This is a genomic window from Cellvibrio sp. UBA7661 (assembly GCA_002483365.1).
Lineage (GTDB): Bacteria > Pseudomonadota > Gammaproteobacteria > Pseudomonadales > Cellvibrionaceae > Cellvibrio.
This window is the reverse complement of sequence record DLHT01000002.1, coordinates 1-13,230: the sequence shown is the minus strand read 5'-3', so window position 1 is coordinate 13,230 and position 13,230 is coordinate 1. Positions and strand designations below refer to the sequence as shown.

The 13,230-nt window shown below is 48.2% G+C and carries 13 protein-coding genes; 11 read left to right on the top strand and 2 right to left on the bottom strand.

All coding sequences use genetic code 11. The features are described from left to right. Nucleotides 1–215 precede the first annotated feature (215 nt). On the top strand, nucleotides 216–422 hold the full coding sequence (locus B2739_RS00085; protein ID WP_331343843.1) for a hypothetical protein: 207 nt from the start codon (nucleotides 216–218) through the stop codon (nucleotides 420–422). A gap of 88 nt (nucleotides 423–510) precedes the next feature. Here B2739_RS00085 and miaB read toward each other — a convergent pair whose 3' ends face one another. After that, nucleotides 511–1,884, bottom strand: coding sequence for a tRNA (N6-isopentenyl adenosine(37)-C2)-methylthiotransferase MiaB (gene miaB / locus B2739_RS00080; protein WP_331343884.1), 1,374 nt, complete (start codon nucleotides 1,882–1,884; stop codon nucleotides 511–513). A 199-nt stretch (nucleotides 1,885–2,083) separates the two neighbouring features. On the opposite strand from miaB, the gene B2739_RS00075 reads away from it, so the two are divergent. Next, a complete protein-coding gene (locus tag B2739_RS00075) occupies nucleotides 2,084–2,410 on the top strand; it encodes a DUF6172 family protein (protein ID WP_331343842.1) in 327 nt (108 codons plus the stop codon). Nucleotides 2,411–2,588: 178 nt separating this feature from the next. On the opposite strand, the gene B2739_RS00070 is transcribed toward B2739_RS00075, so the two are convergent. Beyond that, nucleotides 2,589–3,956, bottom strand: coding sequence for a DEAD/DEAH box helicase (locus B2739_RS00070; protein ID WP_331343841.1), 1,368 nt, complete (start codon nucleotides 3,954–3,956; stop codon nucleotides 2,589–2,591). Between the two features lie 190 nt (nucleotides 3,957–4,146). On the opposite strand from B2739_RS00070, the gene B2739_RS00065 reads away from it, so the two are divergent. The 9 genes from B2739_RS00065 (at nucleotide 4,147) to B2739_RS00025 (ending at nucleotide 13,121) form a co-directional block, all read left to right on the top strand. Then, nucleotides 4,147–4,695 carry a MarR family transcriptional regulator gene (locus B2739_RS00065; RefSeq protein ID WP_331343840.1) on the top strand — a complete coding sequence of 183 codons (549 nt, stop codon included), beginning with the start codon at nucleotides 4,147–4,149 and terminating at the stop codon, nucleotides 4,693–4,695. Continuing rightward, nucleotides 4,692–5,723, top strand: coding sequence for an HlyD family secretion protein (locus tag B2739_RS00060; RefSeq protein WP_331343839.1), 1,032 nt, complete (start codon nucleotides 4,692–4,694; stop codon nucleotides 5,721–5,723). The genes B2739_RS00065 and B2739_RS00060 overlap by 4 nt, the downstream gene beginning before the upstream one ends. Nucleotides 5,724–5,779: 56 nt before the next feature. Further along, complete coding sequence (locus B2739_RS00055) at nucleotides 5,780–7,339, top strand: DHA2 family efflux MFS transporter permease subunit (RefSeq protein WP_331343838.1); 1,560 nt, start codon at nucleotides 5,780–5,782, stop codon at nucleotides 7,337–7,339. A 165-nt stretch (nucleotides 7,340–7,504) separates the two neighbouring features. Further along, nucleotides 7,505–7,846, top strand: a complete 342-nt coding sequence (locus B2739_RS00050) for a DUF1820 family protein (RefSeq protein WP_331343837.1) — start codon at nucleotides 7,505–7,507, stop codon at nucleotides 7,844–7,846. Between the two features lie 70 nt (nucleotides 7,847–7,916). After that, nucleotides 7,917–9,521 carry an FGGY family carbohydrate kinase gene (locus B2739_RS00045; RefSeq protein WP_331343836.1) on the top strand — a complete coding sequence of 535 codons (1,605 nt, stop codon included), beginning with the start codon at nucleotides 7,917–7,919 and terminating at the stop codon, nucleotides 9,519–9,521. A gap of 62 nt (nucleotides 9,522–9,583) precedes the next feature. Continuing rightward, on the top strand, nucleotides 9,584–9,943 hold the full coding sequence (locus B2739_RS00040) for a type II toxin-antitoxin system prevent-host-death family antitoxin (protein ID WP_331343835.1): 360 nt from the start codon (nucleotides 9,584–9,586) through the stop codon (nucleotides 9,941–9,943). Beyond that, nucleotides 9,918–10,427, top strand: a complete 510-nt coding sequence (locus B2739_RS00035; protein ID WP_331343834.1) for a DUF3368 domain-containing protein — start codon at nucleotides 9,918–9,920, stop codon at nucleotides 10,425–10,427. Before B2739_RS00040 ends, B2739_RS00035 begins: the two co-directional genes overlap by 26 nt. Before the next feature lie 630 nt (nucleotides 10,428–11,057). Further along, nucleotides 11,058–11,684: an ADP-ribosyltransferase gene (locus tag B2739_RS00030; protein WP_331343833.1), complete on the top strand. Its 627-nt coding sequence runs from the start codon at nucleotides 11,058–11,060 to the stop codon at nucleotides 11,682–11,684. A gap of 108 nt (nucleotides 11,685–11,792) precedes the next feature. Then, nucleotides 11,793–13,121, top strand: coding sequence for a DUF4062 domain-containing protein (locus tag B2739_RS00025; RefSeq protein ID WP_331343832.1), 1,329 nt, complete (start codon nucleotides 11,793–11,795; stop codon nucleotides 13,119–13,121). Nucleotides 13,122–13,230: the final 109 nt, after the last annotated feature.

The following is a 13,230-nucleotide window of genomic DNA, read 5'->3' as shown; positions in this document are numbered from 1 at the left end:
TGTTTAGTCAATGACAAGTCAAAATAGAGAGAGCAGGTTTGGATTGTTGTATTTGTCAGGCGATTGCGTTGTAAATTTTGCAAAAATTTCTTGCCTTGATTAACTGTTATCTTTTGATAATAACCTCTTTCCCTTGCTATTACTGGTTTTTACAAAGTTGGCACGTTATACGCTATATATTTTGTGTCGATTCAAACAATACAGAGGGATATTTTATGAATTATCTAACACGTGTATTTATCATCGCTTTGTTAGCTTTCCCATTAGCCGCATGTGATTCCAATGATGGAGCTGCAGAAAAGATGGGCGAAAATGTTGATGAGGCGCTTGATAATACCCGCGACAAATTGGATGACGCGGCCGATGAAATCAAGGATGGTATAGAGGATACTTGCGAAGAGGTATCCGACGAGAACTGTTAATTATTATTAGCGGTTCTTGTAAACAAAAATCCCGCGTTGGTGTTACCAGCGCGGGGTTTTTCTTTGGGTGCTTTTGTTGCTGAGGTTTTTACTTTACCCAATCGGCATCCAGTTCAGAGCTGATCAAAGTGCCGCGCAAGGAATTGGTCAGCGCCTCTTCAATCAGGATGTCCGCAAACTTTCCAATCAGATCGGCATTGTCGCAGCGGAAGTTCACCACGCGGTTGTTTTCGGTGCGGCCGCACAACTGGCCCGGATCTTTTTTGGAATAACCATTCACCAGAATGCGTTCGGTGTTGCCTACCATACGACGGCTAATCGCCATGGCTTGTTGGGTGATGCGGTCTTGCAAAATCGCAAGGCGCTGTTTTTTCACATCTTCCGGTGTGTCATCCGGGAAGTCTGCAGCCGGTGTGCCCGGGCGGGCGCTGTAAATAAAGCTGTAGGATGTATCAAAATCCATATCGTGAATCAGCTTCATGGTTGCTTCAAAATCCGCATCGGTTTCACCCGGGAAGCCGATAATAAAATCTGAAGAGAAGCTGATATTCGGGCGATTCTTTTTAATACGACGCAGTTTGGATTTGTATTCCAATACAGTGTGGCCACGCTTCATCGCCATCAGAATACGATCAGAACCGCTCTGGACGGGTAAATGTAAATGACTAACCAATTCCGGAACCTGGTTGTAAACCTCGATCAATGAATCGGTAAATTCAACCGGGTGCGATGTAGTAAAACGGATGCGGTCAATACCATCCACGGCCGCGACATAAGTGATCAACTCAGCCAGATCTACAACCGTGCCATCGGTTGCTTCACCGCGATAAGCATTGACGTTTTGGCCGAGCAAATTGACTTCGCGCACACCTTGTTTTGCCAAATGGAGAATTTCTGCCATTACATCGGCAACGGGGCGGCTGACTTCTTCACCGCGGGTGTAAGGCACAACGCAGAAGGTGCAGTATTTGGAGCAGCCTTCCATGATAGATACAAACGCGCTTACGCCATCGGCATCGGGTTGCGGCAAATTGTCGAATTTTTCAATTTCGGGAAAGCTCACATCCACCACGACAACGCCGTTGCTCTTTTTGGTTTCCATCATTTCCGGCAGGCGGTGCAGGGTTTGCGGGCCAAAAATCAAATCCACATAAGGTGCACGCTCGGCAATCGCCGCACCTTCCTGACTGGCTACACAGCCGCCCACACCAATCACCAGCTCGGGGTTTTTCTTTTTCAGGTTTTTCCAGCGACCCAGTTCATGGAACAGCTTCTCTTGCGCTTTTTCGCGGATGGAGCAGGTGTTGATGAGAATGACATCTGCTTCTTCCGGGTTTTCAGTGGCCACCATATTGTGGGATTCGCCCAACAGATCGCGCATACGGGATGAATCGTATTCATTCATCTGGCAACCGTGGGTTTTGATGTAGAGTTTTTTGATCGGCGCTTCAGTGGTGGACATCGAACTACTACCTGCTTGGATTTGGCTAACCGGTGCGTTGTGCTGGTTAAAAAGCACACAGAAAATAAGGCGGGCATTATAGGCGGTTAACGGCACGGAATCATCATTTGTTTGGCTCATTACGGATTCACTGAGGCGCACAAGGCCGGATTCGGGTAAGATGCGCGCCCTCGTGCTTATTACCCTATGCAGGTGCTCCATGAAAAAGACATTCAAACTTAACATCGAAGGCAAACATCCCGACCGTTTGTTGGAGGCGATCAAGCATGAAGTGCGCAAATACGTGAAGCGCGAGCGCCGTAAAACCCTTCCACAAGGTGTGGATTTCTGGGCGTTTGATTGCAAATTTGGTGAAACAGAGGCGACCGCCGAAGTAGTTCGGTTGGGCGAGATCACCAAAAAAATGGATGAAGTAAAAGCCGCCGGTGGCGAGAGCTTTTATGTGGAAATCCTCGCGGTGCACGGCATGCGTAAAGCGCGCAACGAGTTTGATGAGTTGGATGAAGATGAAGACTTAAATGATTGATTTTTAATCACTCATTGATTGTTCGTCAGCATAAAAAAGCCGCTTCCGGATTTCCGCAAGCGGCTTTTTTATTGGCTGTCAGTTTAAGGTTTTTAATCTCCCCCAGCCCTTCTTTGTTAAAGAGGGGAGTAAGCTCCTCCCTTTGAAAAAGGGAGGTTGGGAGGGATTTAAGCAGGGATTATTTCTTCTTCGGGCGAGTCGAGCGGCCGAGGGTGCTGGCGGGGCGCGCATCTTTAGAGCCTGCACGTTTTGGTTTGGATGTCGTTTTAGCGGTGCTTGCGCCTTTGCCCGATTTGGCTCCCGCTTTGGCAAACGCGGATTTTTTTGGATCGCCTGCTTTGGATCTACCGGCAGGTTTGGCGGCCAGCTTCATTAAGCCAGTGGGTTTGGAAACCACTTTGACGACTTGCTCGGTCACTTCAAAGCCTTTGATTTTTTCGCGCTTGATCTTGGTGCCAATCACTTCTTCAATCAGCGAGATTTTGTGTTCTTCTGCTGGTGTCACCAACGAGATAGCCACACCTTTTTTACCGGCGCGACCGGTACGGCCGACGCGGTGTACATAATCTTCAGTAAAGAAAGGCAGGTCGAGGTTCACAACGTAATCCAGGCCTTGGATATCCAGCCCGCGTGCAGCCACTTCGGTGGCGACCAATACCTGTAGTTTGCCTTCTTTGAATTCTTGCAAGGCGCGGCGACGCGAGCCCTGGGTTTTCTCGCTGTGGATAACGGCGGCATCGATCTTATCTACTTTCAGTGCTTTGGTGAGATTCTCCGCCTCTTCGCGGGTGCTGCTGAATACCATCACCTGATACCAGTTTTGCTCGCGCAGCAACTGGATAAACAGCTCGTATTTACGCGTGCTGTCCACTGGGTAGAGCACGTGGTCAACCGTCTCCGCGACTGAGTTGCGCTTGCTTACCGTAATCAGGGTGGGGCGGTTCATTGCTTGCTTGGACAGATTGGTCACCAGCGGCGAACCGGTGGCCGAGAAAAACAGCGTCTGGTGTTTACGCGTAATGCTGGTGAGGATGGCGTGGATATCGGTGACAAAGCCCATATCCAGCATACGGTCAGCTTCATCCAATACCACAAAATCGACTTTGGCGAGGCTGATGTTTTCCAGTTCGATGTGTTCTTTCAAGCGGCCAGGGGTGGCGACCAGAATGTCTACGCCCGCGCGCAATTTAGCGCCTTGGCTGGTTACTTTGACGCCGCCATAAACGCTGGCGATTTTGAACGGTGTGAACTGCGCAAACTCCTGCATTGCCTTGGCGATTTGCTCCACCAACTCGCGCGTTGGCGCAAGAATCAATGTGCGCACAAAACCGGCTTCGGTGCCTTTGGGCTTTTCCAGCATTTGCTGCAGTACCGGCAGGCTGTAAGCCGCGGTTTTACCGGTACCGGTTTGGGCGGTAGTGAGCAGATCTATACCGCGGCGGGCGGCGGGAATGGCTTGTTCCTGTACCGGAGTCAAGGTTTTAAAGCCAATTACCTTAACGGCACGGAGGAGTTCGGGCGCAAGGCCAAGGGACGCGAAATTCATAATTCAATCGACTGGAAAAACGGAAAGGGCGCGCAGTATAGCGTTTAAACAGCCAATCCGGCTAACACCTCGCTTTTCTTGGCCATCTTATAACCACAAGACGTTTTTCGCGCCTGCTTCAGGCCAAAGTCATCTTTGGAAAATAGTAAGCTATGTATATTATATATTTAGCTTTTTATGAGGATGATCTATGAGAGCCTATGATCCCGATTCTGAATTAAGTATGGCTGAATCAAATACAGCTGAACCCCATTCAATGGGGACTTTGATTCCCGAGCAAGAAAGCCTCGGATTCCTGCTGGCAGATAACGTCCGGCTTACACGCCGCATTGCAGGCCAATACTTTGAGCAGTACCAACTCACCTTATCTCAGGCCAAAGCCTTACTGGGTGTGCGTCGCTGGCAAGGAATCCGGCAGGTAGATCTGGCCGATTTTATGGATATCCAGCCGATCAGCCTTGCGCGCCTGCTGGATCAGCTAGCGCAACAGGGTTGGATTGAACGTCGCCCCGACCCTAAAGACCGCCGCGCTTTCCAGCTGTATTTAACACCTGCCGCTGCGCCCATCGTGAAAATGATCACCGCCGCATCGGCTGAGTTCCAGCAGCGCGCCCTTGCTGGCTTAACCGCTGAACAGCAGCAAGCGCTGTTTGTGGGATTAAACAAAGTGCATGAAAACCTGATGGCGATGAGTAAAGGCCAGCAGACAAGAGACGAAAGTGAGGTAAGTGAAAAATGACTGATGCATTCAAATCACGCCGCTTTTTATTACTGGTAGTGATTCCGTTGTTACTGGGATTGCTCGGCGTAGCGATTTATTTGTCCGGCGGCCGTTATGCCACCACCGATAATGCCTATACCAAAGCCGATGTGCTCAGCATTCGCCCGCGAGTTGCCGGTGCGGTCGCCGAGCGCTTGGTGGCTGAAAATGACAGTGTGAAAGCAGGGCAGTTGATGCTGGTATTGGATCAAAAACCTTATCAGGTTGCTCTTGCGAAGGCCGATGCCAAATTGGCCGAGGTGCGCACCAACCTTGCAGCCTTACATGCCAGCTACGATGAAAAACAATCCGAGTTGCAACTGGCGATGGCCAACCGCGACTACGCCATTACCGAGCAGCAGCGCCAGGCCAATCTGGCGACACGCAAGCTGGTTGCCAAAGCGGCGTACGATGAAGTGAGCCACACCCGCCGTGTTAGCGACCAACAGGTGATTACGCTTGAGCGCGACCTCAAGCGCATTGCGGAATCCCTGGGTGGCGATGCGGATGCGCCCATCGAGCAGCACCCCAGTTATCGCGCAGCACAAGCCGAAGTTGAGCAGGCGCAACTGAATCTGGATTACACCCGCATCACCGCGCCAAAAGACGGCATAGTCACCAAGCCGCCAGAAGTCGGTGAATTTTTAGCGGTGGGTAGCGCGGTGATGTCATTGGTGGCCAGCGATAACCTGTGGATAGAGGCGAATTTTATCGAGACAGATTTAACCCACGTGCGCGTTGGCCAGACCGTAAAAGTGCATGTGGATACCTACCCGGATATCGCATGGGAGGGCGAAGTACAAAGTATTAGCCCCGCAACCGGTGCCGAGTTTTCAGTCATCCCCGCGCAAAACGCGACCGGCAACTGGGTGAAGATCGCCCAGCGGGTGCCGGTGCGCATCAGTATCAAGCCCAACCAGAATGCTCCGGCGCTACAGGCAGGTTTGAGTACCCGTATCGAAATTGACACAGGTTACAAACGTTCGCTGCTGGGCTTATCTATTTGATCAAAAAGAATTGATAAACCACAGGATTTGATTAAACGCCAGCGAGGTAAAACGCTGTGTCACAGGCAACACTTGACCATACACCCGTCGCCGCCAGTACCAAACCTGCTGTGAATGCAGGTTTGATCACCGCCTCGGTGATGCTGGCGACCATTATCCAGGCATTGGATACCACCATCGCCAACGTTGCTTTGCCCCATATGCAAGGCAGCATGTCAGCGACACAAGACCAAATTTCCTGGGTGCTTACGTCTTATATTGTCGCTGCAGCCATTTTCTTGCCGCTCACCGGTTTTTTGTCCGATCGTTTTGGCCGCAAGCGTTTGATGCTCTGGTCTATCGCCGGTTTTACCATCGCCTCCATGCTCTGTGGTGCGGCGCAGAATTTGTCGCAAGTGGTGATATTCCGGTTGTTGCAGGGTGTATTCGGTGCAGCGCTGGTGCCGCTGTCGCAATCGATTCTGTTGGATACTTACCCCAGAGAAAAACACAGCCAGGCGATGGCGATGTGGGGAATGGGCGTGGTGCTGGGGCCCATCCTCGGGCCGACGCTGGGTGGTCTGCTCACCGAACATTACAGTTGGCGCTGGGTGTTTTACATCAACGTGCCGCTGGGGATATTGGCGTGGTTGGGCGTAATGGCGAGTGTGAAAGAAACGACGGTCGATAAAAGCCGCCATTTTGACTTGCTGGGCTTTGCGTTTTTAAGTTTGGGCATCGGTGCCTTGCAGATGATGCTGGACCGCGGCGAAAGCCAAAACTGGTTTCATAGCCCGGAAATTATTGCTGAATGTGTCCTGATGGGTTTGGGGTTTTACTGGTTTGTCAGCCACATCTTCACCTACAAACAGCCCTTCATCGAACCGGCGATTTTTAAAGATCGCAACTTTTCCATCGGTTTGATTTTTATGTTTGTAGTGGGGGTTATTTTGCTCGCCACCATGGCGCTGTTGCCCCCGTTTTTGCAAAACCTGCTGGGGTATCCGGTAGTGGATGTAGGCTTGGTGATGGCGCCGCGCGGTATGGGTGTGATGTTTTCGATGATGGTCGTGGGCAGGATCGCAGGCAAAGTCGATCCGCGCTACCAGGTGTTTTTCGGGTTATTGCTGACGGTCATATCGCTGTGGGAAATGACGCTGTTCAACACCAGCATCACCAGCTGGGACATCATCCGCACCAGCGTTGTACAAGGGGTTGGTCTGGGCTTTATTTTTGTGCCGCTCTCGGCCATCGCCTTTGCAAGCCTTGAAGGCCGCTACCGCAACGAAGGCACAGCGCTGTTTAGCCTGACGCGCAACATCGGCAGCAGTATTGGTATATCGGTGGTGATGGCGGAATTGCAGCAAAACATCCAGAAAAACCACGCCGCCTTTGCCGATTACATTACCCCATACAATCAGGCGCTTTCCAAAGTCGGGGAGTCCGGTCATTGGGATATCAGCACCACGCAGGGGTTGATGGCGATCAACGGTGAAGTCCAGCGGCAGGCCGCCACCTTGGCCTACTTGCAAGATTTCCAATTGATGATGTGGGTAACCATCGCCGCCTTGCCCTTGCTTCTATTATTGAAAGCACCGCAAAAACACGCCGCACCGGTCAATATCGTTGCGGATTAACGCGCGTCATAACCGAATCGACTAACTGGCCTGTATGAAAAATGTTCAGGTGAGGCGAGAATAGCAAATACTTGTGGTATCCTGCGCGGCCTCGCAGGGTGCCCGAATGCATCGCCCTGTTTTTATGATTGATCCAGTGATACAGCGAGTTACCAAGAGAAAGTTATGGCAACCAAACCCGTTTATAAAGTGATATTCCTTAACCAGGGTCAGGTCTACGAAGTGTTTTGCTCGGCGATTTACCAAAGTGAGATGTACGGCTTTATTGAAATTGAAGAGTTTGTCTTTGGTGAGCGCAGCGGGCTGTTGATCGACCCGGCAGAAGAAAAGCTCAAAAATGAATTTGCAGGTGTAAAACGCTCCTACATTCCGATGCACGCCATTGTGCGTATCGATGAAGTGGAAAAAGAAGGCCCCGCCAAAATTATCGATATCAAAGGCGGTGCCGATAAAGTCACTCCCTTTCCCTACGCCGGATTTATGCCTAACCCTCATTCAGGCGAGTAGCCGGTAAAGAGCGGGGCGAATAGTTTCATTTCATCCTACACTTGCCTAATAACCCCATTAGGCAAGTGTTATGTCAAAACCCTCCAGCATTTCCGATTCATTCCTCACCACCAATCTGTCATCCACTGATTTATTTTTAGCGATAGATCAGGGCGGCCAAAGCAGCCGCGTTGCGGTTTACACGCACACCGGACAACACATCTGCAGCTATTCCGCCGCATGCGCCACGCAGCATCATGTTGTGGAAGATGTTGTGGGCGATTCTGCGTATCCGCATATTGAACAAAACCCCGACGAAATTCTGTCCGGCATTCGCGAGTGTTTGCACAACATCCAACAACACCTTGGCGATGATGTAAAACGCATTAAAGCTGCGAGTTTTGCAGGGCAGGGCTCATCGCTTTTATGTTGGGATAATAAAACCGGTGAAGCGCTTACGCCGGTATTGAGCTGGCAAGATATTCGCGGCGAGCCCTATTTAAATGCCGTTTCGCTCACGCATACGCAAGCACAACAATTAACAGGTTTGCGTGTATCGCCACATTACGGCGCAAGCAAAATGCGTTGGTGTTTGGACAATAATGCGCGCGTTGCGCAAGCGCAAAAAGATAATCGCCTCAGCATTGGGCCGATTGTCAGTTATGTGTTCTGGCATTTGCTGGATACCCGCGCTCGCGGGTATGACGGAGTGTTTGTCGATCCCGGCCACGCACAGCGCACATTGCTGTGGAACCTACAGCACAATGCGTGGGATCAAACGTTATTGGATATGTTCAACATTCCACGCGCGGTATTACCGCAATGCCTTTATCACAATAGTCACTTCGGTAACCTAAAACTGGGCGATCATTTAATTCCCTTCACCGCCAGCGCGCGCGACCAAGGTGCATCACTTTTTGCGCGCGGTTTGCCTGAGCCAGATAGTGTGTACATTAATATCGGCACAGGCGCATTTATCCAACGCATTAGCGACAATTTGCACGCGCCAGACGGTTTGCTTATCAGCCCGTTATGGTTTCCGTATCAAGCCAATTTTTCGCAAACGTTTTTATCATCACCTATGCAAGTTGCATCGCCAACCTGTTATGCAAATGAATGTGAACATGAGCCAGTGCACAAGCCTCTCTACGCATGGGAGGCAACCGTAAACGGCGCAGCGTCTGCAATGGGTTTTATAAAAGAACAAACCGGTGTGGATATTACGCCGCAAAAAATGGAACAAGCGCTGTTATTAAATCCGGCAGGCGATTGTTATTTTTTAAATGCCGTGGGCGGATTAAGCGCACCTTATTGGCGAACCGATTTGCAACCGCAGTTCAGCAGAACATTATCGCCAGAGCAAAAAATTCTCGCGTGGATTGAATCGGTTATTTTCCAAATTGTTATCAACGTGCAATTAATGAATCAGTTGGGCGCAACCAAAAAAATCATCATCAGCGGCGGCTTCAGCAAAGCCGACGCCGTCTGCCAAAAAATTGCCGACCTCACCCACGCCAACGTTCACCGCAGCGACAACCCGGATGCAACCGTACAAGGTGCCGCCTGCATGGCCGCCGGTTTACCCACAACTTGGGTACCTCCATTACAGGAAGATGTATTCACCCCACAACCAAACACCGCATTACAGCAGCGTTTTGAAATATGGCAGCGGGCGATGGGGGATTGGTTGGCCTAGTCACAGCCTTAATCAGGAAACCAGATATTTGCTTGAATCTTAATCAAATAGAAGGTTAAATTGTGCCACCACTTGATGGCACAATTGAGGTTTTTATGGAGATGTTCACAGTACGCGACCTGCGTAACCGCACCGGAGAGCTCATCCGCGAGGCAGAGCTCGGGCATTTATCGCTGATCACCAAGCATGGCCAACCGGTTTTTGTCGCGGTGCCATTCGATGAAATGCTCCTGCAATCCGGCGTGCGGGTATCAATGGCATTGCATTTATTTGCCGACCACAAAATAGGTCTGGCTCAAGCTGCGCGTGTGGCCGGTGTGTCACCCTCTGAGATGATGGATCTTTTAGCGGAACGCAAAATCCCGGTTACCGATTATTCCAAGGACGAATTAACCCATGAGCTTGAGCAATTTAACGACTAACCAATTATTAGTTGCCGATACAAGCCCATTACTCGCATTAGCAAGAGTTGGGTTTCTTGAGCGGCTTCCACAACTATTCGGAAAAATCTACATCACGCAAAGTGTGTTAGCCGAATGTATGCATAAGCCTTCACGTTCCGATGCGCAGCAGGTGCAGCGAGCCTTGGATAACGCCTGGTTGATTCCTGTCGATGACCCGATTGTGCGCACATCGTTACTTACGCTTGACCGAGGTGAGCAAACCGCGCTGGAGTTTGCACTACAAAATAATGCGGTTGTTTTGATCGATGAAAAAAATGGTCGTGAGATTGCAAAGAATCACCATCTAAAAATTATCGGTGCGATTGGAGTTTTATTACTGGCAAAGAAACATCATCAGATTCCCGCCGTAAAACCTTTGCTCCAAGCACTTCTCGCATCGGGTTACTTTATTAGCGAGCAACTCATTAACAACATTTTGGAATTAGCGGGCGAGCAAAATTAGCAAGTATCGTAATCGTTCATTCAAGCTTGGCTAGCTTATAGTTCCACACGGTTGCACCGTGTAATAACGTGTAATATGATCTGGCGCAATAAACCGCATAGTCTTTGCGGTTTCAGTCATAGGAATGACCACAGCAGTATCAGCAGAGTAGGGAAAGCACTATGGAAATTTGGATAAGCTCTGACTTGGCTGCTATGGAATTATGGACATTAAAAAGCATTTCTTTTTACATCGTCATCTGCCCCTAATCTCCTCGCTTCTCTCCACGCAGTTTCAATCAGCTTTTATTCACTTCTTAAAATTCCAACGCAATTTATTTATATGCATTTGTAGGTTAAGGCGAGTCGCGCAGACTGAGCGTGCGAACCCCAACAGATTGAAGGGCGGTAATGTGCCCACAGCGGACAGTCAGCCAAATGAGCGCGGCAACTAATTAAGATTGTTTGTGCCGTATCACTCCGCAATTAATTCGGAGTGATAGTTAATCCTATGATTTAGCACGAGCCAAATCGATTTATGGTTCATCTACTTTTTGGAGTTATACGAAACCACAACGAATTAGTTGGAATAACGTTCTGCGGGTTATATAGTTGGTGCAATTTAATAAACTGTTAGGCCTTTGGAGAAAAAATGCAACCTCTTTTCGAAAGTCTTTCCATTGTAGAGAAAGAAGTTTTTAGTCTATACAAGGGCAATTCACCTTTTGACAAAGAGCAATGTTTTGCTGACCATATCAACACAACATTATCTCAAAAATCAAACCTTCCTTCTCTTTGGGAAGATAAAGCAAAATTATTAGACTCTCTAATTATTAATGCAACCGAGAGCCAAGAAGTAATGCTTTATCGCGCTACAGTGGACGCCTACTTGCCTCCCATAGGCGCTGATGGAACATTTACCTACTTGGCTTATATGTCTACGAGTACCGAAGAATACAAAGTACAAAGGCATTTTGCATCACCATTAAGAGATGTTCCCGCAGCGCTCTTAAAGATTAACTGCCCTGTAGGCACACCTATATTAGATATGGAAATCAATGCTTCTTTTGGAGGGCATGAGCGAGAGTTTCTTTTCGCTCGAAAATCAATGTTTAAAGTTATTTCTAAAAAAATCGAATCTGATCCAGCGAAAATGTCGGAAATCATGGGAATGTACGCTAAAAATTATTCACAGCTTAATATATATGATCTCCAGTATATTGGCATGGCCTACAAGTCGTTGCAGCCCCATTCACTGCGCTGCTTGGGCAGAATTTAAGTTGCGGCTTTGTGGTTTTGCTGCGCAAAAGTATCCCACAAAACCACAACTTAAAAACTGCTGCTGAACTCGGCGTTATAGCTATCGTTGAAATATCTAGGAGTAGTCTTGAAATCAACAAAGTATCAAGTTTTCTTAAGCTCAACTTACTCTGATTTAGCAGATGAACGGGAAAGTATCATCAAGGCTATCTTGGAGATGTACCATATACCCATCGGCATGGAGATGTTCAGTGCTGAAGATGAGGATCAGTGGGAAATAATTAGAAGAACCATAGAGGTGAGCGATTACTACGTTCTTGTTTTAGGTTTGAGGTATGGGTCAAAAACATCTGAAGGGATTAGTTTTACTCAAAAAGAATATGAGTATGCGCTAGAGAAAAATATACCGATCCTTGCATTTGTGATGAAAGACACCGTGTCCTTGTCAAAGGGCAAGCGGGATGATGATCTCTCAGAAATAAATGCATTTAGAGAGTTGGTTTTAACGAACTCTAAAATGGCCCAGTTTTGGGAGTCAAAAGATCAGCTTATAAAAAGTGTTTCTATTTCACTGATGAAGCAGATTATGCAAAAGCCTGGTATAGGGTGGATTAGGGGAGATAACGCTCGTACTGAGGAAGCTCTTTCTAAGGAGCTGACGGCTCTTAGCAAGGAGAATAGAGAGCTGAGAGAAAGAGTGACAGAACTTGAGTCAAAGATATCGTTAAAGATTCCAGCTATTGGCGTTGATATAGCACCTCCGGTTGTTGATGAGCACTTCAATTCGTATATAAAGACTGAAATGCCAGAGTCATTGAGATTCGAGGACATTGAGGAGCATCTGCTCGAGTTTATTTCAAAGCAAGACATTGAAAAATACAACAGCTCGATCCCTAGCCAGAAGGATTTAGATGATTACAACAAGGAGTGCGAGACGTTTTATAAAATTAAAAATTATTCCTCTGCGCTAGTCATAGAGGTTTCCAATAGCGGTTCTGCTAAAGCAAACAATATCTATGTAGATATCGAGTTCCCAGAAGGGGTTCTTATCTACGAAATAGGTGAAAAACATAGTGAGCCGAAAAACCCTATCCCATTTAATCCAATAGAACGCGCTCAATATAAATACGAAGAGAAATTGAAGGAGAAAGCTGCTGCGTTATCAGGTTTGCATTCTCGGCTTGGCCTACGAAATGAATTTATGGGGTTTTCAAGTATAGTTCGACCCGAGTTTGATTTACCGAATATCCGCCCTATTAATCAACGATGGTGGACAAGGTTGGAAGGAAGAAAAATGACGATAAAGATCGATGACTTGCTCCACACAAGACGCATGACGTTCGATGATGAGTACATGGTAGTCCCTCTGATAGCGGGCAAGATCGCTATTGAAGTTCGCGTAATCTGTGAAGAGTACGATGACACAATAAACACGGTTGTTGAGCTAAATATCTGAAAAAGCTATAACAAGCGACTGTTGTGAAAAATAGGAAAATGTGGCGTCAAAACAATTCTAATCCTTAGCAAAATATCCTGCCTTCAATGTCCGCAATTGGCGTGCGCCG